The organism is Planctomycetia bacterium (assembly GCA_034440135.1).
Taxonomy (GTDB): Bacteria; Planctomycetota; Planctomycetia; order Pirellulales; family JALHLM01; genus JALHLM01.
In genome coordinates, this window is the sequence record JAWXBP010000159.1 from 1 (window position 1) to 25,507 (window position 25,507).

20 protein-coding genes and 1 pseudogene are annotated in these 25,507 nt (G+C 60.9%); 5 read left to right on the top strand and 16 right to left on the bottom strand.

Annotated elements, in window-relative coordinates:
• Positions 1 to 128: 128 nt before the first annotated feature.
• Complete coding sequence (locus SGJ19_09150; protein MDZ4780405.1) at positions 129 to 3,032, top strand: hypothetical protein; 2,904 nt, start codon at positions 129 to 131, stop codon at positions 3,030 to 3,032.
• Positions 3,033 to 3,426: 394 nt separating this feature from the next.
• Positions 3,427 to 4,422 carry a flagellar motor switch protein FliG gene (gene fliG, locus SGJ19_09155; protein ID MDZ4780406.1) on the top strand — a complete coding sequence of 332 codons (996 nt, stop codon included), beginning with the start codon at positions 3,427 to 3,429 and terminating at the stop codon, positions 4,420 to 4,422.
• A 150-nt stretch (positions 4,423 to 4,572) separates the two neighbouring features.
• Here the strand turns inward: fliG and SGJ19_09160 are convergent, their stop codons facing one another.
• Positions 4,573 to 4,944, bottom strand: coding sequence for a four helix bundle protein (locus tag SGJ19_09160; GenBank protein MDZ4780407.1), 372 nt, complete (start codon positions 4,942 to 4,944; stop codon positions 4,573 to 4,575).
• A gap of 774 nt (positions 4,945 to 5,718) precedes the next feature.
• Positions 5,719 to 6,339: a zinc ribbon domain-containing protein gene (locus tag SGJ19_09165; protein ID MDZ4780408.1), complete on the bottom strand. Its 621-nt coding sequence runs from the start codon at positions 6,337 to 6,339 to the stop codon at positions 5,719 to 5,721.
• Between the two features lie 221 nt (positions 6,340 to 6,560).
• Here SGJ19_09165 and SGJ19_09170 point away from each other — a divergent pair, with 221 nt between their 5' ends.
• Entirely contained in the window at positions 6,561 to 6,875 is a 315-nt protein-coding gene (locus SGJ19_09170; protein MDZ4780409.1) for a hypothetical protein, read from the top strand.
• Positions 6,876 to 7,035: 160 nt separating this feature from the next.
• On the opposite strand, the gene SGJ19_09175 is transcribed toward SGJ19_09170, so the two are convergent.
• Together SGJ19_09175 and SGJ19_09180 are read right to left on the bottom strand one after the other, a co-directional pair.
• Entirely contained in the window at positions 7,036 to 7,689 is a 654-nt protein-coding gene (locus SGJ19_09175; GenBank protein MDZ4780410.1) for a hypothetical protein, read from the bottom strand.
• A gap of 276 nt (positions 7,690 to 7,965) precedes the next feature.
• A complete protein-coding gene (locus SGJ19_09180; GenBank protein ID MDZ4780411.1) occupies positions 7,966 to 8,259 on the bottom strand; it encodes a hypothetical protein in 294 nt (97 codons plus the stop codon).
• A 254-nt stretch (positions 8,260 to 8,513) separates the two neighbouring features.
• On the opposite strand from SGJ19_09180, the gene SGJ19_09185 reads away from it, so the two are divergent.
• Entirely contained in the window at positions 8,514 to 9,620 is a 1,107-nt protein-coding gene (locus SGJ19_09185) for a Gfo/Idh/MocA family oxidoreductase (GenBank protein MDZ4780412.1), read from the top strand.
• Between the two features lie 402 nt (positions 9,621 to 10,022).
• On the opposite strand, the gene SGJ19_09190 is transcribed toward SGJ19_09185, so the two are convergent.
• The 3 genes from SGJ19_09190 to SGJ19_09200 all read right to left on the bottom strand — a co-directional run bounded on the left by SGJ19_09190 (position 10,023) and on the right by SGJ19_09200 (position 13,966).
• Complete coding sequence (locus tag SGJ19_09190; protein ID MDZ4780413.1) at positions 10,023 to 10,877, bottom strand: segregation/condensation protein A; 855 nt, start codon at positions 10,875 to 10,877, stop codon at positions 10,023 to 10,025.
• 210 nt (positions 10,878 to 11,087) lie between these two features.
• Entirely contained in the window at positions 11,088 to 12,194 is a 1,107-nt protein-coding gene (locus SGJ19_09195; protein ID MDZ4780414.1) for a serine/threonine-protein kinase, read from the bottom strand.
• Between the two features lie 470 nt (positions 12,195 to 12,664).
• Positions 12,665 to 13,966, bottom strand: a complete 1,302-nt coding sequence (locus SGJ19_09200) for an MFS transporter (protein ID MDZ4780415.1) — start codon at positions 13,964 to 13,966, stop codon at positions 12,665 to 12,667.
• 705 nt (positions 13,967 to 14,671) lie between these two features.
• Between SGJ19_09200 and hemC the strand changes: the two genes are divergently transcribed.
• Complete coding sequence (hemC, locus tag SGJ19_09205; protein MDZ4780416.1) at positions 14,672 to 15,601, top strand: hydroxymethylbilane synthase; 930 nt, start codon at positions 14,672 to 14,674, stop codon at positions 15,599 to 15,601.
• Positions 15,602 to 15,617: 16 nt separating this feature from the next.
• On the opposite strand, the gene SGJ19_09210 is transcribed toward hemC, so the two are convergent.
• From SGJ19_09210 to SGJ19_09250, 9 genes and pseudogenes are all read right to left on the bottom strand, one after another.
• Positions 15,618 to 16,256: a hypothetical protein gene (locus SGJ19_09210; protein MDZ4780417.1), complete on the bottom strand. Its 639-nt coding sequence runs from the start codon at positions 16,254 to 16,256 to the stop codon at positions 15,618 to 15,620.
• Between the two features lie 111 nt (positions 16,257 to 16,367).
• Entirely contained in the window at positions 16,368 to 18,281 is a 1,914-nt protein-coding gene (locus SGJ19_09215; protein MDZ4780418.1) for an alpha/beta fold hydrolase, read from the bottom strand.
• A gap of 94 nt (positions 18,282 to 18,375) precedes the next feature.
• A complete protein-coding gene (gene folP / locus SGJ19_09220) occupies positions 18,376 to 19,269 on the bottom strand; it encodes a dihydropteroate synthase (GenBank protein MDZ4780419.1) in 894 nt (297 codons plus the stop codon).
• A 360-nt stretch (positions 19,270 to 19,629) separates the two neighbouring features.
• Positions 19,630 to 20,226 carry an LptE family protein gene (locus SGJ19_09225; GenBank protein ID MDZ4780420.1) on the bottom strand — a complete coding sequence of 199 codons (597 nt, stop codon included), beginning with the start codon at positions 20,224 to 20,226 and terminating at the stop codon, positions 19,630 to 19,632.
• A 127-nt stretch (positions 20,227 to 20,353) separates the two neighbouring features.
• Complete coding sequence (gene bamD, locus SGJ19_09230; GenBank protein ID MDZ4780421.1) at positions 20,354 to 21,718, bottom strand: outer membrane protein assembly factor BamD; 1,365 nt, start codon at positions 21,716 to 21,718, stop codon at positions 20,354 to 20,356.
• Positions 21,719 to 21,859: 141 nt separating this feature from the next.
• Positions 21,860 to 22,609 carry a DNA repair protein RecO gene (gene recO, locus SGJ19_09235; GenBank protein ID MDZ4780422.1) on the bottom strand — a complete coding sequence of 250 codons (750 nt, stop codon included), beginning with the start codon at positions 22,607 to 22,609 and terminating at the stop codon, positions 21,860 to 21,862.
• Between the two features lie 65 nt (positions 22,610 to 22,674).
• Entirely contained in the window at positions 22,675 to 24,006 is a 1,332-nt protein-coding gene (locus SGJ19_09240; GenBank protein MDZ4780423.1) for a hemolysin family protein, read from the bottom strand.
• Complete coding sequence (gene ybeY, locus SGJ19_09245; protein MDZ4780424.1) at positions 24,006 to 24,485, bottom strand: rRNA maturation RNase YbeY; 480 nt, start codon at positions 24,483 to 24,485, stop codon at positions 24,006 to 24,008. Before ybeY ends, SGJ19_09240 begins: the two co-directional genes overlap by 1 nt.
• A gap of 213 nt (positions 24,486 to 24,698) precedes the next feature.
• A pseudogene (locus tag SGJ19_09250) lies at positions 24,699 to 25,507 on the bottom strand (HDIG domain-containing protein).

The window sequence follows — 25,507 nt, forward strand, 5'->3', positions numbered from 1 at the left end:
CTCCTTCCCCAGCCGTCATGGCCAACGGAAGAGTGGTGTACAAAAAGAGTTACGCCAGGTCAATCACAAGAGACAGTGGAAGTAGGCACTCCACTCGCAGAACTCTGAATGGTCTGGAACGCTGTCCCTTGGGCTTTGAATCGCTGGAAGAGCGGCGTTTAATGGCGCTCGTCCCGGAATTGGTCGCCGACATCAATCAACGTGGTTTTGGTTCGGAAGCACAGGCCCACCTCGTAGTTGGCGATGATGTGTATTTCTCCGCCACGAGGGAGCTTGGCTCTATCTACTACGATATTTGGAAGACGGATGGAACTGCGGGCGGCACGGTCAATTTGACTGGTGGACGATTGGCAATGTTTGAGAGTGACGCAAGCACGCTCGTGGAACTTGAGGGACGAGTTTACTTTCGCAACGGCAGCCTGTTGTTTGTCACTGATGGCACTGCCGATGGGACTTTGCAGGTTGACGCGCAAATCGGCGTAGCTCCGAAAACCGTTGCATTCAAAGGTGAACTCTACTACGCGTTCACAGACGTTGATGGCCAAAGATGGCTTGGAAAAACGAATGGCATTGCGGGCGGAAGGCAGCGGATTAGCCCAATTCCCGCTCCCGAACGCAATGGTGAACTAGTCGTCGCTGGCGATCTCCTGTTCTTCGTCGCACAGACATCGCCAAGCGTGTACCAAATCTGGCAGTCCGATGGCACCGCTGCTGGCACTCACGTTGCGATGATTGATGGCCAACCGAACGCTTTCTACTGGACATCAAACTTGGTCTCAATGGGCGGAGACCTCTACTTCGCGGCCGACGATGTAACTCACGGGGGAGAGCTTTGGAAGGCGAACAGCTCAGGGCTTCAAATCTTGGAAGAACGCTTCGATAGCGCCATCCAATTCCCCGCCTATGCCGCGTTGCTTCACGCCACTCAGAATTACATTTACTTCACGGCGTATGCGAATCCACCGAACACGCAAAACCTTCAATTGATTCGAAGCGATGGTGCACCTGGCGGGGACGTCGTTTTGGCAGAGTTAACGTCTCCGGTTGCCAAGGTTTTGGGAGAAGAGGAGCGGCTCTTTTTCGCGACCGAAAGCCGGGTCGTCTGGTTTAGTCGCGGCTCAGACCGCGATGCGACGAGGATTCTGGCAAGCGATTCACTTGGTTCATTCGCCTGGCTGAATGGAAACGCTATTATTCCGCATAGCGGTGCGATTTGGGTGAGCGATGGCACGCTGGATGGCACACAACGTATCACTGGGTTTGATTTCTCTCCGAATCAGACACAGTATCCCCGCCTTCTGGCAACTGAATCCGCCGTCTACTTCTCAGTCGACACGCTTACCTACGGCGAAGAACTTTGGCAGACGGACGGGACGTTGGCGGGAACACACATTGTCGTGAATGCGGAGCCCAGCAACCGGCCCTCGGAGCCCTGGTACTTCGCGACGACCGAATCTGCAATGTATTTTTTGGCGCAGGATGTGACTGACCTGGCGATTTGGAGTCTGAGCAAAGAAACAGGTCTACCGACTCGGCTGGCTCGCTTTGCTCCGGGGTGGATCAATGGCTGTCGCGGGCTTGAAAGCGTGCATCCCGATTCGTTCACTGAGGCGGGCGAAACCATCACTTACTATGCGCCGGAGTTCGGCAGATATATCGCTCGTACGGACGGCTCGTCCGAAGGAACGATGGTGCTCCGCGACTTCGGCGCGCAAAAGTTCACGGGAAATCAACGCCGCTTGACCGAAATGGTCACGCTGGGCGACCTGCTGATCTTCGACGGGTATGACGACGAGCATGGTTCCGAGCCATGGGTAAGTGACGGCACGCCGGAAGGAACGCGATTGCTCGTCGACTCTGCGCCAGGCAACAGCTTTTTCGCGAACCCTCGGGGCTTCACGCGCATCGGCGACTACGTCTACTTTTTCGCCTCTGGTCAACTGAATGGACCGTTGGCGCTTTGGCGAACTGACGGCACGCGCGAAGGCACCACAATCTTCGCGGATCTGCCGGGGGAAAGCGGACCGCAGGATATTCAGGTGATCAATGATCGGATTGTTTTCTCGGCATTTCGCTCTGGACAGACTGTAAAGCTGTGGACAACTGACGGGACTCCTGAAGGCACGATGATCTTCAAGGAGTTGCTGGGCAACACTTCCCTTTCACCGCCGTCCAAGCTTTTCAAAATTGGCGAGTTGGCCTACTTCCACGCCCAGGGAAGGTTATGGCGCACCGATGGTACGAGTGACGGCACATTTTCGATCCTCGAAGCAATGGCCAACGGCCTGTTCGTCGAGTCGAATGGGCAATTGGCGTTTGCGAGTTCGGCGGCTGCCCCGGTGGGTACCGATTTTTGGTTGTCGGACGGTTCAAGTGCCGGAACTCGACCTGTGGACGTTGGTGAGTTTCCAATTGGGACGTCCCGGCCAGTGAGTATGCCCGGAGGAATTGCATTTTCGGCGCAAGCGACAGCCGACGGTCCGTCATACCTTTGGTCGTCGGACGGTACTTTGCAAGGGACTCGTCAACTTTCCGAAGTACCGTTTCACGGGTCGTTGTGGTCCAACCGCTTACACACGTGGGACGGCGACATCTATTTCCAAGGCAGCGGCGACGACGCCCAGGGAGAGTTGAGGCGGTATCGAGTTTCGAGCGGCGACACCAACTTCGATGGCGAGGTCAACATCACCGACCTCAACAACGTCCGGAACAACTTTGGCGGGCAAGGTCTGGGGGATACTGACGGCGATGGCGACGTGGACATCTCCGACCTGAACGCCGTGCGCAATAACTTCGGCGCCGGGGGGCCCTCCCCTGCCCCGTTGTCGCGCGCTGCTCGTGTCGATGGCGTTGCGTCGGCCCGTATCGATACGGCGTTGAGCCTCACGACGATCGCTCCGTCGGCGGCGGACAACTGGCAAGACGCGTTGTTCCGCTCGCACGCGGAGACGATGTTCTTTGCGGAGTCGACCGGGTCTAACGTCCAAAGTCGGCGGCTGAAAGCGGTCGATCGGTGGTTCGCGCGGATGTAGCAAGATCGAATCGCTCCCCCCTGCCCTGCCGAACGTTCGACGTGTGTGGCGATCCGCGCTAATCCTTTCGGGAACGTCCCGGTTTTGGCACGGACTTTCGACCGTGTCGTGGGGCGATCGTATGTCGCGGCTTGCCAGCAGTGAAGACCTGCGGTCGAGCGGGTGGCACGGTCGGGAGACCGTGCCACAACTAGGGACCGTGCCACAACTAGAGACCGTGCCACAACTAGAGACCGTGCCACAACTAGGGTCGGGAGACCGTGCTACGACTAGATTCGTGATTGGGCCGGCGGTCTGGCGGCGTGTTCTTCGGATTAGGTCAACTTTTCGGGCGGAAACGCCGATGCTTGACACTATGCGTATCGCGCTGCGCGCTTAGTCCTCTCGGCGGAATATGGGCAACGATCTTCGCAAAGCCGCCGTGTTGTTGATGAGCCTGCCGCAGGAGGAAGCGGCGCAGGTGATGGGCAAGCTGTTGCCCAAGCAAGTCGAGGCGGTCTCGATTGAGATTGCCAAGCTCGGGAGCGTCACCGGCGACGAACAGGCCTCGGTCATCAACGAGTTCGCCAACGCGGGAACCGGCATGATGTCGGCCGGCTCGGGCGGCCTGGATGTGGCGAAATCGCTCGTCGAAAAGGCCCTTGGCAAGAACGCCGGTAGCACGCTGGACAACATGCGCCAGCAGATCGAGGCGGTGCCCTTCGGCTTTCTGCATAAGGTGGACAGCCAGAACCTGCTCACGTTTATTGTTGACGAACACCCGCAAACCATCGCGCTGATCCTCGCGCATCTGCCGGCGACGTTGGCGGCGAGCATCCTGGGCGGCCTGCCGAGCGAGCGCCAACTGGCCGTCGTGCGGCGCGTGGCGAACATGGGGCAGACGAACCCGGAGATTATCAAAGAGGTCGAGCAAGGGCTATCGAGCCGGATGTCGAGCATCATGAGCCAGCAATTCGAGAAGGCCGGCGGCGTGCCGCAGGTGGCTCAGGTGCTGAACGTCATCGATCGCGCCACGGAAAGGGCGCTGCTCGAAAACCTGGCTCAGGAAGACCCGGAGCTGGTGGAAGAAATTCGGCGGCTGATGTTTGTGTTCGAGGACATCAACAAGCTGGCCAATAAGGATCTGCAGACGATTCTCAAGAACGTCGAGACCTCGCAATGGGCCTTGGCACTGAAGGGCGCCAGCGAGGAACTACGGACGCGGATCCTGGGCAACATGTCGGAGCGCGCCGCGGCCGGGCTCAAGGAAGAAATCGAGTTCCTGGGGGCCGTCAAACGCTCCGCTGTGGAGCAGATGCAGCAGCAGATCGTGGACGTCGTGCGCAAACTCCAGGACGCTGGCGAAATCACGGTCAATGCGAACGAGGCGGATGAGCCGTTGGTGCAGTAGGGGAGGAGGAAAGTAGGTGGAGTAGGAAGTAGGTGGAGTAGTAAGTAGGTGCAGTAGGAAGTAGGTGCAGTAGGAAGTAGGTGGAGTAGGAAGTAGGTGGAGTAGGTAGTAGGTGAAGTAGGGAGAAGGTGGAGTAGTTTGCGCGTTTTGTTATCCGCGGTTTGGGCGGATGCGCCGTGCGTATGCTTCGAGCATTCGATCAACCTCGTCGGCTGCATTGAGCAATGTGGTCGTGTCGCCGTAGGAGAGGTCACGGGCGAGCATCAGGAAGTACTTGGATTCGGCGAGCGAGCCTTGCGCGATATTGTAGAATCGCGCCTTCTCGGCCAGACCGCGCCGCCGGAATCCTTCCACGATATTCGCAGGCACCGATACCGAGGCCCTGCGGAGTTGCTGCGTCAAACCGTAAAGTTCGGACTTCGGAAAATCGGCGGTAGCGCGATATATTCCCAGCACCCAAGTGTGCGCTCGTTGCCAAACGACGAGGTCTTCAAAGCTACGAGATCGTTCAACGTCAGCCATGCGAGTCTTCCTCGTATTCACTACTTCACCTACTAACTACTTTCCTACTCCGCCTACTTTCCACCCCAAACGACCACGGCCGGCGATCGTTTGCACGATGCCGGCCGTGATCTTTGAATCAAACCCCTCGCGGAAGTGCGACGGTGGAGTCGCTGCGAGAATGGTGGTAATCGGACAGTGCTAGGCACTTGTCGTTAGTTGATTACGACCAACGCAAAAAAGTAGGTCCCTCCGACGGAATTCTGCGCGAGAGGCTTGTTCGTAATAGGTGACGTTGAAGTCACCCGTAACATCGGCAGTCGCGGCCGGGTTCATTCACAATTCCCCGACGACTTCCCACCGATGTATCAGACTGCAACCCGATGCCGCAATTATAGCGTGCGATTCCTGGTTGGCTGCGGTTCGACTTGAAGAAAATCGTTAAAAATTGGCGGGGAATGTTCGGCGCGGAAATTGCACTGGGTGGGAGGATGCACCACGGAGGTCACGGAGAACACGGAGAGACGGAACCGCTTGAAACGCGGAGACGCTGAGACGCGGAGGGAGAGAGTGGAGAGGGAGTGGGATTGGAGTGATGGGCAATTCGCGTTTGCTGCGAAGTGTTCTCACAAAGCGATGTTGTGGCACGGTCTCCCGGCCGTGCGGCGGCGGGTCTGGCAACGTATTGAATTGGAGACCTTCGGTCGGGGCGGTGGCACGGTCGGGAGACCGTGCCACAACGTAGGAGTTTGTAGCGAAGGCTCCTCACTGAACACTGAACACTTCAAACTACTATCAACCGGGATCAAGCTGTAAATCGGTGAAAAGTTGATCCAGTGCGCGATTGCTTTTTCCCCAGTCGAACCATTGGCCGCCGATTTTCGTGGCGGCGTTCACTTCCGTGGAGGCGTCGCGGCGGCGGAGTGTGACCATGATGTCGCCCGCCAGAGCGAATAAATCGGAAGGCAGCTCCGCGGTCAATACGCAGCCGTCGGCGGCTTGTTGCACGTCGCGGAGGGATTGTCCGCGGCGAGCCAGGGAACAAAGAGTTCGCTGCATCACGCGTCCGATCGAGGCCTGGATCTGGACGAGACGCTGCTTGCCGGTCTGGATCCCCAGTGCTGCGTAGAGCGGCTGAATCACTGCGGCGAGCGATTCCATTGGCACGCCGATCGGCATCAACTTGTCGCAGATTTTGAGGAACTGCTCGCCGGGCATTCCCTTCCGGGCGAACGAGGCGTGGCGGGAGATCGCGTCGCGCACCTGGGGCGCGCGAATTAGGGCCTCGTAGCGGAATTCCTCTTCCCAGGGCTCGTCGACCACGGCGATGGCCAGGCCGCCTCCGTTGTCGAGCGGCTGTCCGCAATGAGCGCAAAAGCGATTGGCCGCCGGCTGGCCGCAATGAGAGCAAAACATGGCGATTCAAGTCTTCCGTGACTTTGGGTAAACCGCGGGCGAAGTCTATTTCTTGTATCGGCAGCCATGACGGCAAAAATCGCGGCCGGCAAGTTGGGCTAAATGGGCCAGGGGATTGTTCCGGATTTTTTTGTAAGGCGGCCGCCGCCGGCCCGTACCTGCCAATGAACGGAGCGACCCTCGCTCTCACCAATCAAAGCCCCACGTCAGGAGTATTTACCATGTTCCGTCGCCAGCAGCTTCGCCTGAGTCGTCACGTAGGTTCCCGTTCGCTCCGTTTCGAGCACTGCGAGGACCGGCGGTTGATGGCGGCCGATTTGCACCTAGCGGCGCCGGTTGCCGCTACGGAAGTCGCGGCGCCCGTCGCGCCGCCGTCGAACGGAATCATTGCGATCTTGATCGGCTTGTACCGCACGCCGCCATCGGCACCGGCGACCGGAGCGAACGCCATGACCGTCAAACCGTCGCAGGCGGTCAGCGTCGACGTCTGGGAACACGCGGCGCTGAGTGATCCGAATTTCGAATTCGTGAAGTAATGGGTTGGGGAGCCGATCCGGCGGGCCGGGGGTAGCGATCACCTTTGGGCCCGCCACGGCACCGCCGCGACCGTGCGGAGTTGGATGCATTGGAGGGGACACCTTGATGCTGGCAGCAAGGTCCGCTCCGCACGGGCTCGTGGCGAGTGCCGCGAATGTGTTAGTGAAAATGAGCATAGAAATACGCGAGGCCAGTCGCCCGGTCGAACGCGGCGTACACGCCGCGATCTTCAAACGACCACTCATAGTACAAACCATCGTGAATCGTCACTGAATCTGGTCCCGCCAGTTGACTGGACAGGCTGTAGTAGCGGCTCATCGTATAGTCGCCCTTGATCGGCGCGAGCTTGATGTTCGCTTGCTGCGATTCAAGTGATCCGATGCCGTCGTCCACCCATTGTCGAAAACTCTGTTCATCCGTATCGAATTCGTATGCGATTATGCCGCGATATCCGTGGCAGAGCGACACGTTGGCTGCATTCGCAGGGAGGTGAATTCCCGCCTCGCTGGCCGAGATATTCTCCGCAAACTGGGGACCTTGGCCTCGAACAAAATAGAGAGTCAGAGCTGCAAAGACGGAAACTACCGTCGTGAGCCCCAATAGCTCTCGAATCGATAGTCTGAAACGACCATTGCCGGCCAAGGATGCTGACTTGATCAACTCATGATGCCAACGGCGATTCAAAAAGCCATTCCACAAGTGCGGCACAGCAAATGCCAACAGCGGAATGATGATTTCGCGGGGAGGCAATTCCCCAGCGACCAAAACCACGATTGTCGCCCCTCCAAAAACAAATGCGATGATGCCGCCCAAGATGAATGCGCATGTGGTTGCCCTACGAGCCGAAGCGGTATGACGTCGGAAAGTCCCCGCGTATTGCACGATTCCGAGAAAACCAGGAAGCGGCGCCAAGAGGATCCCGCTGAACATCGCGCACGGATCCCAGGTCACGGTCAGACAAGCAATGCCGGCCGAAAACAAGAACAGGCATTCGCCGATGACGACAATCGACAACGCCACGTGCAGTCTACTGGGCTTCGGTTCCGGAGTGGTCACGGATGCTTCCTTGTGTTGAGCTCCGCCGCCGCTTCAATCACCGCTTGATCGCCCTGGTTCTCTTGCCAAACGCGCGCGGCCGCGACGCTTGACATCCTCGAAATAGGCGTGCAGTTCTTCGCTGGTATTGATTTCGATGCCTTCGCCGCGGTCGATCGACTCGTCGGCCTCCTTGAGCATTCTTCGCAGCTCCTCAAGGTCCTGCATTTCGCAGTCGCGGTAGTAACGCATCGCGGCTATCGCCACTTCGTCCACGGATGCAAACTGGCCTGTGGCGAGTTTTGCGGAAACGAAGTCGGCCAGGTCGTGCGGGAGTGAAACGTCCACGATAGACTCCTAAAAGGTTAACTGTCCGCTGCTGGCTACATCTTATCCCAACGCGTCGGAGCGTGAAACGTCGCCACCTTGCCATCCCAATGGGCCCAGCTAAACTGGCGGGTTGCCGGGCGGGGGATTGGGCGGCAGTCGTCGCGGGTTCCCTCCGGGCGCTGACGCTTCCGGCTCTTTTTTTATGGCCGGTCCCTGCGGCAGCGCGAGTTCTTCGTCGCAACCACACTTGTCGTACCGATACGGAGCGCGTCATGGCCAGTTCGCAGAAGGTTCGCGTCGCCATCATTGGGTTGGGATTCGGGGCGGAGTTCATTCCGCTGTACCAGAATCATCCGCACGCTGAGATGTACGCCATCTGCCAGCGGTCGCCGGAGAAACTCAAGCAGATCGGCGATTCGTTCAACGTGGCCAAGCGGTACACCAAGTTCGAGGAGGTGCTGGCCGATCCGAACGTTGACGCCATCCACATCAACACGCCGATTCCCGATCACGCCGGGCAGAGCCTGGCCGGTTTGAAGGCCGGCAAGCACGTGGCCTGCACGGTGCCGATGGCGACGACGGCCGACGAGATTAAGTTGATCGTCGAAGCGCAACGGGCCAGCAAGAAGAACTACATGATGATGGAAACCGTCGTGTATTCGCGCGAGTTTCTGTTTGTCAAGGAGATGTACGAATCGGGCAAAATGGGGCGGATTCAATTTCTGCGCGGCGCCCACCAGCAGGAGATGGGCGGTTGGCCCGGCTACTGGGAAGGGCTGCCGCCGATGCATTATGCTACGCACTGCGTGAGCCCCTGCCTGTGCCTGCCGAACAAGCTGGCCGAATCGGTCGTTTGCCACGGTTCCGGGCGGATCAGCGAAAACCTGATTCCCAAGTACGGCTCGCCGTTTGCCATTGAGACCGCCACGCTCAAGCTGAAGGACAGCGACCTCTCGGCCGAAGTGACCCGCAGTTTGTTTAACACGGCGCGGCAGTATATCGAGAGCTTCGACGTCTACTGCGAGAAGATTTCCTATGAGTGGCCGCGCGTTGAGCACGAACCGGCGGTGCTGCATCATGGCGAAACGCCGGAACGCGTCACGGTGCCGGATTACGGCCACTTGCTGCCGGAAGGCATTCGCAAGTTCACCACCAAGGGCGTGTACGACATGGACGAAACGACGCATCTGTCGTTCATCCAGGGGAGCGGCCACGGCGGCTCGCACCCGCACTTGGCGCACGAGTTCGTGATGTCGATCGTGGAAGGCCGGGCGCCGCGTCCCGACGCCGCGACGAGCGCGAACTGGACGCTGGTCGGAATCTGCGCCCATCAGTCTGCCATGAAGGGCGGGGAGAAGATTCAGATTCCGGTGTTTTAAGCGCACACGCAGTAGAAATAATGCGATGGGTGCCACTGGCGGCTTGTCCGCCAGTGCTGGAGTTGGGCCTGCTATCGAGACCAAACCAGCACTGGCGGACAAGCCGCCAGTAGCACCCCGCATCAAACTTTATGCGGCTGCACTTAGCGCGGAATTCTGGATTTGACACACCAACCCGACGCGCGTGGGCGCCTGGGGCTGAGGCAAACAAGCACGGTGACCACGTCGAATTGACTGGGGCATTGTTTCGATTCGTTGAACAGTTCAACGACGCCCCAGCAAGTTGGACCATGGCGACCGCGAAGCTAGTGCCCCTGCCCCAGGCACCCGCGCGTCGGTGATCAGGTGACGTGAACGCCCAGTCGATCTTCCGATTCGCCAACATCGTATTCGAACACAACACTACCGACTGCTTGGCGTAATCGATTTGATTGTCGCCATTGTTCTTCCCCCCTCGCTGGCGCTACGGGCTAGTGGATCAGGTGAAGTGATTTCGCCGCCTTCGTAGTTGTCGACTTCGGACAACTCCAGCGACGGCGGGGCGTCCGGCGCGGGGAGAATCCAGATCTCGCCGTGCAAGGAGTTCTGTTCGGCGCGAATGTGGTGGTGGCGCACCAATTCCAGGAGGGCGAGAAAGATTCCGATGAGCGTGGATTTGTGTTGGCCTGGTTCGAAGAGCTCGGAGAGCGTTAGACGCCCGTTGGCGTGTAGTCGCTCGTGAATCCGGCGCATGTAGACGATGATCGGCGTCTCGTCATAGACGATCGTCGTGGACGGGCTGGATTGATTGGCTTGAATGATGCGCCCGAAGGCGCTGACCAGATCCCAGATTCCCAGTTCGGCCAGCGGTTCATCCGCTCCGCCGCGCTCGCGTTCCGGTCCGTGGCGATCCAGCCTGGGAAACCGCTCCTGCCAACTGCGGCCGCGCTCCTCAAGAATGCCGGCCGCGTCCTTGTAAGTCTTGTATTCCAACAACCGCCGCACGAGTTCGTGGCGCGGGTCGTCCAACTCCTCTTGGACCTCGTCCCCTTGAGGCAATACCAACCGCGACTTGATCTCGACTAACGTGCTGGCCATCTCCAGAAAATCGCCAACGCCATTGACGTCGAGCTGCTGCAGCACGTCGAGATAGGCCAAGAATTGGCGCGTGATCGGAGCGATCGGCAAGTCGACGACATCGACCTCGTGCTTGCGCACCAGGTACAGCAGCAGGTCCAAGGGACCGCGAAAGACGTCGAGTTGAACTTTGAAAGACATGGGGGGGAGTTTGAAGTTTTCAGTGTTCCGTGAGGCGGTAGAGCGGCCTCAACTGAATACAGCAACGTCAGGCTGATGTAGACACTGATGGTCTCCCGGCCGTGCCACGGCGCGCTGGATAAAGTCCGGAAATGGAGACCTTCGGTCGGGCCGGTGGCACGGTCGGGAGACCGTGCCACAACTGCTGTGACTGTGCCACTACTGCGTTTGTCAGTCCAACTCCTCCAACCAGAGACGCAACTCGTTTTCGTACTCGCTGGCCAGGTCGCCTTTCACCAGTTGCCGGTGGAAGCTGGCGGCGCCGCGGTTGTCACCGAGGTCGGCTGCTTCCGCGTTGGCAAAGCGGAGCATCGGGTCCGGCGCGATGAGGCTCTTGCAGAGGTGCATGAGCAGTTCGTTCCGCACGACGTCGGCGGGAAGTAGCTGGTGCAGACGCTGCGGCAATGTCCGCTTGGCTTCCAATAGGTCGCGGTAGGTAGCCATGCCGGCGAACGGCTGTACGCCGGAGAGCATCTCCACCAGGACGTAGCCAAGGCTGCAAAGGTCGCTCCGCGGCGAGGTAGCGGCGGCTTCCAGCAGTTCCGGCGCGGCATAGGCCGGCGTGCAGGTGCGGCGATGCGGGGCGTTCTCCGGATCGAACGCCGAGCCGATATCGATAATCTTCGCGTTGCCGGCGCGTTTGATCATGATGTTCGACGGCTTCAAATCGCCGTGAACGATGCCCTCGCGATGCAGCGCCGCGAGCGCCGCCAAGCAGTCGCGCAAGACCGCGATCGCGATGCCGGGCTTCAATCGCGGTTGCGTCGGGCCTTCGGTGATAATGACGTTGTTCAGATAGTCCCAACGCTTCGCGCTGACCGATTCCCGCGTCTTGTCGTACATCTTGCGGGTCAGCAGTTGGCTGACGTCGAAGCCGTCGACCCACTCCATCTCCATCATGCGGATGCGATTGCGGTCGACGAAGTTATGCACGTCCAGCAAATTGTCCTGCTGAATCTGCGCCACCCGGGCCGCCACGTCCGCGATGCGGGACATGCCCTCGTCGTAGCTACGCGAATCTGGGTAGCGCAAGGGCGAAAAAATCTTCAGCGCCACGGGCAGCGTGAAATTGTCCGTCCCGCGCCGCTCCGAGAGATACACGACGCCTTGGCCGCCGGAGCCTAGCAGGCGGATCAGCCGCAAGTGCTCGGTCCAACTGAGTCGCTGGTGATCGAGGATCGCCCGGTAGCGGACCATCAGCTCATCGTCATGACGGTCCGGGGTCCGACCTCCAACTGGAAGCGTAGCGGTCCCTTCCTCGAAGGTAGTGGAAAACATGCGGAGAGGCTCTGGCGGGTCGAGATTCATGGGCGTGGATGCGTGTTCATCATAGGTGGGGGCGCGCTGTAAAGTCCAGACAAAAACCAGCCGTTTCTAGCCCACTGGAGGGGTGTGTTGGAGTGTGCAACTGGTGAGATGCGCGCTTTGGGGAGTCGCGGCGGGCGCGGGTGGAATGACGAATTTCTAAATCTGAATGTCGAATCAAATCTGAATGACGAATGTTTAAATGTCGAAGGGGTTTCCCGACCGCCTTCACTTGCCACGGCCATTCGTCGTTCGTTCGGATTTCGAGTTTCCCACCTAAGTACTCCGTCGAAGCCGTAAATTCGGGTCGCCAAGATTCGTGGGTGGCTGGGGTCGAATGTACGCATTCGCCCTCAGGCCTAGCGCGCTGGGGGCGAGCGAGTACGCTCGACCCCAGCCACCCACGCTTTCAAGCAGCCCGAAAGACAGGGTTTGACGGAGCACTATACCGCTGCCTCGATCTCTTCGGGCGAATCCTCGCGTTCCGCACGCAGGGCTGCCGAGCGTTGGTAGCGCCGTAGTTCTGGGAGTCCGACGGCGGCTAAGGCGGCGACCAGGATCGTGCCGAGGCCGCCGGTGACGACGGCGAAGATGGGGGAGGTCCAATGGGCTACCGCGCCGGATTCGAAGCCGCCGAGTTCGTTCGAGATCGAGATGAACATGCTGTTGATTGCCGAGACGCGGCCGCGCATGGCGTCTGGCGTGAGCATCTGCACGAGCGTGTGGCGCAGGACGACGCTGACGTTGTCGCAGGCGCCCATCAGGACCAACATGAAGAGTGAAAACGGTAAGCTGGTCGAGAGGCCGAAGCCGATGGTCGTCAATCCGAAGCCGACGACTGACCAGAGCAGCGCTATGCCGGCGTGATCGAATGGCCGGCGATGCGATTGCACGAACGACATGCAGAGCGCGCCCACGGGTTGCGCTGCGAGCATGGCCCCGTAGCCGATCGGGCCGGCGAACAGGATATCGTTGGCATAGACCGAGAAGAGCGCTTCGGCGCCGCCGAGCAGCACGGCGAACATATCGAGGGCGGTTGCGCCGAGCACCACTTTGGCGCTCCAGACAAACTTGGCGCCGGCGATGACTTCGCGCACGGGCGAATCGGTTTGTGCCGTTGGCGTGAAGCGATAGTTGACGGTTCCCAACAGGAGCGTAAATACGAACGCGGCGATCGCGCTGAGGAAATATGCGATGGCCGGCTCGGCGAACCACCACAGCAGGCCGCCGCAAACGGCCGGACCGGTGATCGAGGCGAATTGGTAAGTTGAGGTGCCCCAGGTGACGGCGTTGGTGAAATGCTCGCGCGGCACCAACTGCGGGAAGAGCGCCGATTTCGCCGGCTGTTGCAGGGAGCGCGCGACGCCCGTGCCGAACAGAAAGACGTACATCCAGCCGATCGGCGCGTCGAACAATGAGAACACCGCCAGGCCGAGCGAGCAGCAGCCGATGACCGCCAGCGACAAGATGACCAGGTGTTTTCGATTCAGGCGATCGGCCAGGTAGCCGGCCGGCAGCGTCAAGGCGATGACCGGAATCACTTGCACGAGACCGACGAAGGCGATCTGCAGCTTGGAGCCGGTGCGCTCGTAGATCTGCCAGAACACGGCCGCGGTCTGTACTTGCAGCCCAAAGGCCGCAAGAAAACTCCCCATCAGGTAGAGCCGCACGTCCCGCAGGCGCAAGGCCGCATAGGGATCATGCGCTTCGCGATGCGCCGGTAAGGCGCCGTGCGGGGAGCTCATTCCGTTCCGTGTAGCCTCCGAAGAACTCTGGGGGGCGTCGACCCTGCCGCTCGGCCAACGTGACGCCGACTAGCTCATTGATATCCTCGACACGCGTGGCAGACAAGGCAAGGACGCGGCCAGCTTTGGGCGATTCAAGTGTTCAGCGCGATTGGTTGTTGATCTTTCGCTTCGTATCAGCCACGGCGAGGCGTTGTGACATCCGGAACGGGAGACCTGCGGTCGGCCCGGTGGCACGGTCGGGAGACCGATGGTATCTACACATCTCGGAAGGAACCACGAAAAGCACGAAAGGCACGAAAGTTTGGGATGCTTGGCAAACTTGCGGTGGCCATTTGAAGGCAGATCGCCTAGCCGACATCCCTTTGGCACTTCCAGCGCAATCCAATACTCGACAAGTCTTTCGTGGTTACTTCCGGATGCCCGGAAAACGTTGTGTAGATACCAATGGTCGGGCGACCGTGCCACAACATCGTCGGTCCGCGAGACGAGGCAAGCGCGTGGCCAGCGTCGGGTTATCGAGGGGATGGCAATTTGTTATCGTGCCTAGGAACCGCGTGCCGAGCCGCGCCACTAGCCCGACGCGCCAGCGAGGGAGCGTGGGCGGTGCGATCTGAGTAAACGTCGTACTCCGTTCCGCAGTTGCTCCCCCTCGCTGGCGCGTCGGGCTAGTGTCCATTTCAGTCGCCGACGAAACTACAACACATGGCAACTGTCCCGCACCTTCGCATTGGCACGCGCGGCAGCGCGTTGGCGCGCTGGCAAGCGGAATGGACGGCCGCGCGGCTGGCGGAGTTGGGGACCAGCGTGGAATTGGTGTTGATCCGCACTACCGGTGATCGCCAGCAAGAGGGGCCGGTGGCGGGGCTGGGAAGCGAAGGAGTGTTCACGAAGGAGCTCCAATACGCCCTGCTGGACCATCGCATCGATCTCGCCGTGCATAGCCTCAAAGACCTGCCGACGGCCGGGCCGGAAGGACTCACCTTGGGCGCCGTGCCGGAACGGGCCCCCGTGGCGGATTGTCTGATCAGTCGCGATGGCGTGACGTTTTCTGAATTGAAATCCGGCGCCCGGATCGGCACCGGCAGCACGCGGCGGCGCTCGCAACTCTGGCACGCGCGGCGCGATCTGGAAATGCTCGACCTGCGCGGCAACGTTGATACGCGGCTCCGCAAACTGGATGACGGCGAATTCGACGCCATCGTATTGGCCGAGGCCGGCCTGCGGCGCTTGGGACTGGCCGCGCGGATTACCGAGGTGTTGCCGCTGTCGTTGATGCTGCCCGCCGTTGGGCAAGGCGCATTGGGGATTGAGATTCGCGCCGATGATCCGCAAACGGCGGAATTGCTGCGCCCGTTGAATCACGACGCCACTTTTGCGGCGGTGCGCAGCGAACGGGCGATGTTGGCGGCGCTGCACGGCGGCTGTCTTGCCCCGGTGGCCGGTTGGGGCCGCGTGGAGAGTGGCGTTTTGCACTTAACGGGCGTCGTGACGAGTCTCGATGGCGTGCGGCGTTTGGAGGCCGTGATCAGCGGAGATGCCGAGGACGCCGAACATCTCGGCGAGTTCATTGCCACGGAGCTGATCGCAAAAGGCGCCGCAAAGCTGATCGATGCGGCGCGCAAGTCGAGCTAAACACACGCCCCGTCGTTTACTCCTCGGTCTCGTCCTCGTCGCCGCCGCCACGGCACACTGGCTTGATCATGATGCCGGCGTGCTCCTTGGCGAGCTTTTTGATGAGTTTCGCCATGGTTGCCGGCGGATCTTGCTTCGTGACGAACTGATGGTCGCCGTTGGCATACGAGACCTTGCCGCGCAGCACGCGGCCGCCGCCCATGTCTTTCTTGGCCTCGGTGACATTGGTCGGCTTGACCTTCATCTTCGAGATTAACAGCTTCCCTTCGGTCGCGCCTTTGAACACGAGGGCGAAGAACATTTCTTGCGTGCGGGCGCGCTTGAGGCCAATTTTTAATTCCTTGTCCTCGCCTTCCGCTTCGGCGCTTTCGTCTTCCTCCGCCGATTTGAGCGCTTCCTTGACGCGCCGCAATTCCGCCTTGGCTTGAATCACAAAGGTATCGGCGATGGCGGCCAACTCCTTGTTTGTCTTCAGCAGTTTGCCCGCCGCGAGCGCCTTCTTCGTGGCCTCTTCCAAGGCGTCGGCCTCTTTGTTGAGATTCTTGCCGGCCACTTTGCCGTATTCCTCCAGCGCGTCCTCGAAGCCAGCGTCCTTGTCGACCTTCTGCTTCTTCAATTCGTTTTTCCAGGTCTTCGCAGTGACGGTGACGGGCATGGCTAGAACCTTGTGCAACAAGAATTATGCGCAGCTACGGCCTCCAGGGCCGTGCGAAAGTGTAGCTCAGGATTTACGGGCCTGCCAAATCTCGCGTATTCGCCAGCAGGATCAGGTGTAGATCACGTATTTGCGTAAGAACGCGTCGAGCGTTCGGTAAAAATGCTCGACGGTTTCGCTCTTGCGCCAGCCGTGCCCTTCGCCGGGGTAGAGATGATACTCGTGTGGCACGCCGTTGCGTTGCAGCGCCGCGACGATGTCGTCCGATTGTTTGCGCGGGACGACCTGGTCGATCTCGCCTTGGTAAATCAGCATCGGCCGCTTGATTTTGTCGGTATGAAAAACCGGCGAGCGCGCGCGATAGAGCGCCGACGCCTCGGGTAGCGGGCCGATTAGCGAATCGGTGTACCGCGCCTCGAACTTGTGCGTATCGGACGCGAGCTCGAATTGATTCGCCACACCGTAGAGCGACACGCCGGCCGTGAAGGCCGTGGGATGATCGATCATGGTTTGCAGCACGGTGAAGCCGCCGGCGCTGCCGCCTAGGATGACCATGCGCGCGGCGTCGACTTTGCCGGCATCCGCCAAATGCCGCGCGCCGCTGACCGAATCTTCCACGTCGCAGATACCCCAATTGCCGCGCAGCTTGAGCATGTAGGCGCGACCATAGCCGGTGCTGCCGCGGTGATTCACTTGCAGCACCGCGTAACCTCGCGAGGTGAGAAACTGCACCTGCGCCGACCAGGCCGCTCGGGCGTGGCTCGTTGGGCCACCGTGAACCAGTACGACGAGCGGCGGTAAGCCGACGCCGATGAAGCCGTCGTTCTTGGGCGGATAGTAGAGGCCGTACGCGGTTTCATTGTTTGCGGTTTTCCACTCGATGGGCTCGCATGTGGAAAGCACGGTGGGCGGCGCGGATTCGGCGGAGGAACGGGCGATAATGTAGCCGCCTTGATCGATGGGCCGATCGACGTTGAACGTCATCACGCGTGGCGGCGTAGTGGCGTTGCTGGCGACGCATGTCACGATACTTTCGTTGGCGAAACCGTCGGTGCTCGTAATGTGTTGAATGTCCGTATATTCAGAGGCGTCGCCCGCAACATGGATTTCGCCGGTCTCAACATTAATGCGCACCAATCGTGAAATGCCACGATCGTTGTGCACCGCCGCGATTTCCTCGCAGCAGTTGTCCAGTTGCGCATACGTGCGCTGTCCCTGCACCCAGGCGGGCGTGCCGAATTCCTGTTCCGGCGGCGTTAGCCAGCGAACAGTGCCGTGTTCAAGCGATCGCATTGCAAGACGTCCCCAGCCCGATTCGTCGGAGATGTAGAGCAACGATTCACGGTCACGTGAAAACTCTGGCTGAAAGATTGCTGTGTCGGGCCCGCCGGCGATTTGCAGGATTCGTTCAAGTCGTGGAGGGCGAAAGTCCTCGTATACGACATCGGCAATTTCCAGCACGGTGCCGTCCCAGGGCATTTGCGGATGGTCCCAAGCGACCCAACAGAGCCTCGTGCCGTCGGGACTCCAGGACGGCTGCATATAGAAGTCATGCCCACTGGCCAGAATGCTGGGCCAATGCCGTCCCATGTGGTCGACGACAGCGAGCCGATCGACGCCGTCCTCGTCGTGGTGAACGTAGGCAATCCACTTGCCGTTTGGCGACACGGTGGGCGCAGCGGCACATCCATGACGCGGCGTGATTGGCTTCGCCGGACCGCCGGTCAGTGACTGGCGATAGATGCGGCCGGTCTTGTGAACGACGAAAAATACTGTCTCACCGGACAAAGTAAAATCGCCGCCGCCGTAGCCGACTTCTGCTCGAACACTGAGAACAGGGTCCAAGTCGCGCGGGGCGTCGTCCCATGGTTGATAGCGTAAAACACCGCGCCCCGAACGTCCCTCCAGCCAGAGCGTGCCGAGGCTACCGTAAACGGCCACGCCGTCGAGCCGCAGGTCGTTCGCCAAGCCGCTTGGTGAGATGGGGCTGTCCCAGAGACCGTAGGGGCGCGGGATGGGGGGCATGGGAAGTGATGAGTGCGGAGTGATGAGTGATGAATGTTTGGCGACTGCGCTTAGTCCCAGGGAAGGCGGTCCCGAGACCTGGTTTTCAAATAGGTTAGGGACCGCCTTCCCTGGGCTTTTGGTGGGCGGACGTGGCGTCGAACAACGTCAGTGCTTGGCGCACTGCGGCGACGTCGTGGACGCGGATGATTTGGACGCCTTGTGTCGCGAGTGCGCAGGCCACGCCAATGGTGCCGGCGGTGCGGTCGGCGTCTTTGTCGCCGATGAGTTTGCCGATGAAGCCCTTGCGCGAGTGGCCCACCAGCAGCGGGCAGCCTAGCTCGTGGAAACGCCAGGCGTTGGCGCAGAGCGTCACGTTGTGCTCGTGCGTTTTGCCGAAGCCGATGCCGGGGTCGAGGCAGATGCGATCCGCGGTAACGCCGGCCGCCAGCAACGCGTCGCGCCGTTCGCGCAAGTAATCGAGCACTTCGGTCACCACGTTTTCGTAGCGCGGATCATCTTGCATCGTGTGCGGCGTGCCGCGCATGTGCATGGCGCACACGCCGGCGCCGCTTTCCGCGGCGACGCGCAGCATCTCCGGGTCGCTGGTGAGTGCCGTGACATCGTTGATGATCTCCGCACCGACGGCAATCGCTCGGTGGGCGACGATGGCTTTGGAGGTATCGATGGAGATGGGGACGTTCGTCCATTGCACGAGTTGCTCGATCACCGGCAGCACGCGGCGCAGTTCCGCCTCGGCGCTCACGGGCGCCGAGTAGGGCCGAGTGCTTTCGCCGCCGATATCGAGGATCTCCGCGCCGTCGCCCGCGAGACGCAACGCGTGCGCCACGGCCGCGTCGACGTCGAGATAGCTGCCGCCGTCCGAAAAGCTGTCGGGCGTGACGTTCACGATGCCCATCAACGCGGGGCGTGAACCGAACTCCAGCGTGCGCGTGCGCAACCGCCATTGCCGGGCGCGGCGGGGGATCAGTGGATCGGTTTCGGGCATAACGTAACGCATTCGCATGACGATTTAGACGCAATCAACACGCGTGGTTGACTGAGGGAAAGCCAGATGGCTTCGACGTCAATTTGCGTGACGCGACTCAGCCCCGAATGGCGCGACAGTGAATAGCCAGGGGCAAGAACCCCTGGAAGGACGCAAACGAGAGTTCTAGCCCCAAGGTGGCGACACATCAGCTGCGCGGATAACGTGTCGCCCCGATGGGGCTCAAAGCGCTTTCGATGTCTCGAGTCCAGGGGTTTGCACCCCTGGCTATTATCTGTCGCCCCGTCGGGGCTTCGCGACAGTTTGACCGAAAAGGGGCCGAGTCTCAACCACAAGACGGCGAGCCCTTCAACCGCCGCGCTACCAGGGGGCTTCCATCAAGGCGACGATTTGCTCGGCGAGTTGTTCGATCGCCTTTTGCTGTTGCGTGCTGATCGATTGGCCGACTTCCGGGACCACGCCGGCGGACTGTTGCACATCGACGAGCGAGGCCGGCACGGGAATGACTTGCGTGGCGCGGAGCACCTCGCCCCGGCTGTCGGTCCAGGTGACTGAGACGTTGAAGTTCACTTCGACTTCGCGCGGTTCGTCGGTCGGGCTTTCGACCAGGATGCGTTTGGTCTCGCCGAGGATTTCGCCCATCAGCACGCTATCGGCGTTCGCCGTGACGACCTTGAACGGCGTTTTCTCGTCGATCTCTTTGACCACGGCCTCGGTCAGCCGCTCACCTAAGAACGGGCGGAAGGACTTCGAGCGAATCACCGGCACGTAGACGGTTTTGATATCGGCCGGGTAGAGCGTGTCGCAGCCGGCGCGGTAGCAGGCGCAGCCGGTGTGAAGGAGGAGCAGGAACACTAACCCGACGCGCCAGCGAGGAGAAAACGACGTTGGGCGCCTGGGGCTGGGGCTGGGGCTGGTGCAATCGCTTTCGTGACTTGTCATCGAAGGCTGGGGCATCGCGTTGCGTTCCATTATGATTTAGCGAAGCCCTGGCGAATTCGACACGGCAGTAGTTGTGGTTCGTGCCCCTGCCCCAGGCACCCGTCTGATGTGCAGGCAGTCCTCAAATGGGCGTGTCCGCCGCTCAAAACTGCACTCCTGAGACTGGCGTGAGATTGCTTTGATTGGTGGATGGGCCGAAGAGTTTTGTCAGCCATTCGAATTTATTGGGCGGGACCGGCGGCAAATCCTTGATCTCCACGATTCGCTGCTGGGCCAGCTCCGCGAACGGCGTATTTGGATAATCCTTGACGATGCCGTCGTAGTAGAACTTCGCGGCGCGATAGTACTTCAGCCGGTCGTAGTGTTGGCCAACGTTCCAGTCGCGCTCCGCCATTTGGGCCCGGACCATGCGTCGCGTTTCGACGACGCGTTCGCGCTCTTCATTTAATTGATCGGGAAACTGCGTGAGCGTCTGATCGACGAGCTTCTCGGCGTCGACGAGCTCGATGCCGTCGTATTCGGGGCCTTGATAGGCGCGCATTTTCGATTGCAGGCCCAGCAGGTGCGCTTCTAATTGATGTTCGCTCTGCGGATGCTTGGTGCGGAGCTGGTCGTAGAAATCGTCTGAGTCGCGATAGCGGCCTGCCAGGAAATGGGCGTTCGCCGTGGCCATCACCGCGTCGTCGGCCAGCGGCCCGGTGGGGTCGTTGAGCCAGACGCTTTCGTAGGTGGCGAGGGCTTCGCCTTCGGTATCCCACCAGGGGCGCGTGTCGTCGTAGACATTGGGATAGGGCATCGGCTTGGCACGATCCAGGTCCTGCCAGAAGCGGGCCGTTGCGTATTGCCGGCGCATCACCAGGTCGAGGTGGCGCGTGGTGCCGTATTTTTTGATCAGCTTGGCGTAGGTATCGTTCGCCTTCGGATAGCGATCGAGGAAGAAATAACATTCGCCGAGGTAGAACATGGCGTCTTCCTCGATGCCGGAATCGGGCCAGCGCATAGCCGCCTTCTTGAAGTGCGAAACCGCGTCGCCGAACTGACGCTGGGCGAAGAGCTTCTCACCTTCGGCCAATTCGGTCCGCGCGATCTGTTCGTCCGGCCCGCGCCCGACCATGCGCTTGACATTCTTCGTGACGCGGCTGGGCGACAAGTTCGATAAGCCGAGCGGCAATTCCAGTTCTTCTTTTTCTTCCTCTTCCGGCGTCGTCGGCAGCGAGCTTTGCACGTCGCTAATGGAGACGCCCGCCGCGGGCTCGCCCCAACTGGTCACGACCTTCTCGTCCGGCTTCTTGCGCGTGAAGGGATTCCAACTGGCGCGTTCGACCGCCGGTGGCGCGGAAGCTTGTTGGGGCGGCGGCGCCGTCGGACCAGCCGCAGCAGGCGGCGGCGCAGCGGTCGGCTCGGCCCAAGGATTCGTCGGCTGGGCTGCGCCGTCGTTCGACAGGCAACCAGCGCAGGCCACCGCCATCACGCAGGCCATCGAGCACAGCACGGGACCGGTTCGCATTCGACGGAATCCTTTCCGATTGTTCACATTCGTTGTGGCACGGTCTCCTGACCGTGCCACGGCGCTGGCATGCTGTGACGGGAGACCTGCGGTCGGGCGGGTGGCATGGTCGGGAGACCATGCCACAACAAGGGGGCGCGGTCAGCTTTCCGCGCGCCAGATGGTGTCCATGTATTCGTGCATCTTGGGACGGTGTCCCAAGAGGTGTGACAGGTAGTTGTTGACCAGGCCGCGCAGTTCACCGGCCGCGCGGGCGTCCCAGCCGTCTTCGGCGCCGGCGGCTTCGCGCAACAGGAGTTGCGCCGCTGCGGCGGAGAGGGAGACCACCTGGCGTTTGCCGGGCCGGCATCTCTGGCACAAGGCGCCGCCGCCGAGCAAGGAGAATGCCACGCGTTCGTTCGCGGCGATCGGCGCACCGCACTCGACGCAGGCGCCGAGCGAAGGCCAATGCCCGAGCCAGCGGAGCGCCGACAGCTCGAAGCGCAGGACGATCCGGGCCGTGGGGGCGGCGGACTCCAGCGCGCGGAGCGAATGTTCGGCGGCATCGAATAGCTCAGGGTGCGGATCGTCGTCATCGGTCAGGGCGTCCAGCAACTCGGCGACATAGTAGCCGGCATACAACGGCGGGATCCCACGCGCAGCGGCGCGGAACCGGCGTTCCAGCTTGGCTTCCGTCAGCAAGTCCAGGGCGTCCGACGATTTGCGGAGGAACACTAGACGAACGAGCGCCAGGAGGTCAAGGGCGGATTCAAACGGGCCCTTGGGCCTTCTCGCCCCCTTCGCCAGCCCACGCACCTTGCCAAACTCGCGTGTAAAGATCGTGACGACGCAACTCGTCTCACTGAAATCGACTACCCGCAGGACGATTCCGAGGGCTTTTTCAGCGGGCATGGGGCGAGGGGAAGTGATGAGTGCGGAGTGATGAGTGATGAATGGAACTGACGCACGACGAGTTCCTACCGTTCGTCATTCATCATTCCGCATTCGTCATTTTCTGTTGTCCCGGCCGGGTCCATGATTTCCACGCGGACGCGTTCGATGCGGCGGCGGGAGACGTCGATGACTGTGATGCGCACGTTTTGCCAGACGACTTGTTCGCCGCGGGCTGGGATGCGGCCGAGTTCGTGGAAGACGAAGCCGCCGATGGTGTCGAATTCTTCGTCATCGGGTAGCCGCGTGTGGAGCTGCTCGTTGATTTCGTCGATGTGTACCCGGGCCAGGGCTTCGCAGGCGCGGTCGTTCAGGACGCGGATGCCTTCGACCAGGGCTTCGTCGTGTTCGTCGACGATCTCGCCGACAATTTCTTCCAGCACGTCCTCGATCGTGACCAGGCCGCTGACGCCGCCGTATTCGTCGAGCACGACGGCCATGTGATTGCGCGTGACCTGGAATTCCTGCAACAGATCGTTGACCTGCTTGGTCTCCGGCACGAAGTACGCCTTGCGGAGGATTTCCAGCATCGGCTTGCGATCGCGCGGGTTTTCCTTCGCCAGTTCCGGTAACATGTCTTTGATGAACAGCACGCCGACCACGTCGTCGCGGCTTTTGTCGTAGGCCGGAATACGGGTGTGTCCGGCTTGATTGACGAAGAGCAGCGTCTCGGGCCAATCGAGATGCACTGAAATGCAAAGCATCTCGGTCCGCGGCGTCATCACCTGCGAGACTTCGCAGTCGCGCAGCTCGATCACTCCCTCGATCATCTCGCGGGCTTCTTCTTCGAGGAGTCCTTCGCGATGCCCTTCGGTGAGGATCGTGCGGATTTCTTCCTCGATGGAGGCTGCCGACGGCACTTCCTGCACGCGCCCGGCGAGGCGATGCAGCAATGCGTTGATCAACTCTCCGCCTAACGTCAGCGGGCGAGCCAGTGAGGAGACGATCAACCAGAACGGCCAGGTGCGGACCAGCAACGGCTCCGCCCAGAGCCGCGCCAAGGCCTCCGGCAACCAGAGCCGTGCAAACAAGAGCGCCACGACGCAGGCGGCGAGGTCCAGGCCCCAGGCCGTGCCGCCGAGCGGGGCGTCGGCCGCGCCTTCCAGGTGGCGGAGCCAATGGGCGCTTACGAAGCAGAGCACCGTCAATAGCCCGAAGACGAGCGCCCAGCAATCGACGGCGAGGGCGACTTCCTCGTGGCGCAACAGCACTTCGCCCAAGAGGTCGCGGCGATTGCGCTGGCGGCAGAGTTCTTCCAATCGGCTGCGGGAAAAGTGATGCAGCGATCGCGCCGCCCAGGAGGCGCAGAGCGTGGCCAGCAAACAGACGGCGGCTGCAATATAGAGGGATTGATCCATCACGGCCCCTGCTCCGCCGTGGCTGGCCACCGACGCAATTCTTCACGGCTCGTCGTGGGCAGGCCATGGGCCGCGAGCCAGTGCCGCTCGCGCGACCGCATCACCGTCGCGGCTGCTTCATCCAGGTCATCGTAGCCGCAAAGATGGAGCGCGCCGTGGATGGCGTACAACGTCAACTCCGCTGCGGGGGCCAGTTCGAACCGCGGCGCGTTTAGCAGGGCCTCGTCGGCGCTGACGATGATCTCGCCTTCCAGCAGGTCGTCCGTCTGTTCCAAGACGAAGCTCAGGACGTCCGTGGGATAGTCGTGGGCGAGATGGCGGCGATTCAGTTCGTGCATGGACGGGCCGTCGACGATCGCCAGACTGACCTGCCCCTCGGCGCGGCCTTCTCCGACGAGCACGGAGCGCACGACTTCGGCCAATCGAGCGGAGTCGATCGGGAGACGGCTTTGGCGGTTGTTGACTTCGACGACGATCACGTAACTTTTGCCGAGCGGTTTTTAGTGCGCGTCATCTTACGGACGACGGGCGCCTGGGGCTGGGAGGGCGGAAATGATTCACTAGCCGCGACGACTGGGGCATCGATTTGCGTGCCATCATGATTTAACGAAGCCTCAGCGCGTGCGACCTGGCCGACCGAATTGGAACGCCCCTGCCCCAGGCACCCCTCATCATCGCCAACACAGAGGGTCTCACGCCGTGCGCTGTTGATCTGGGTACTTCACGCGGCCGTGATACACCGCGGTGAGGGATTTGACCAGACTATCTTCGACGGTGTGGACTTCTTCGAGCGTGATGTTGCATTCATCGAACTGGCCGTCGAGCAGCCGCTTCCGCGTGATCTGCTCGACCAAGCTGTCGATGCGGGCGGGCGTCGGCTCCACCAGAGTGCGGCAGGCGCTCTCCACGGCGTCGGCCAGCATTAGCACCGCGGCTTCTTTCGACTGCGGCTTGGGCCCTGGATACCGGAAGGCGTTTTCTTCCACTTCGCCGGCGTCGGGATTGGCTTCGCTAAGCTCGGTGGCGCGGCGGTAGAAGTATTCCACGAGCGTCGTACCGTGGTGCTGTTCGATCAGGTCGATGATGGGTTGCGGTAGATGGTGCTGCCGTGCCAGGTCCGCGCCATCCTTGATATGGGCGATGATGATCAGCGTGCTCATGGCCGGCACCAGGGAATCGTGCCGGTTGGCGTCTTGCCCCTGGTTCTCCGCGAAGTAGCCCGGCTTGAGCATCTTGCCGATGTCGTGGAAGTACGCCCCGACGCGACAGAGCAGGCCTTGCGCACCAATCGACTCGGCGGCGGCTTCGGACAGCGAGGCGACGTTGATGGAATGGTTATCCGTGCGTGGCGCGCGGCGCACCAACTACTGTAACAGCGTGTGGGCGGCGTCCCAGAGTGCCAGCAAGCTGATTTCGGTCAGCACGCCGAACAGGCTCTCTATGAACGGCAGCAGGCCGGTAATCAGGAAGCCGGCGACGATCGCCCAGAGGCCGTTTTGCA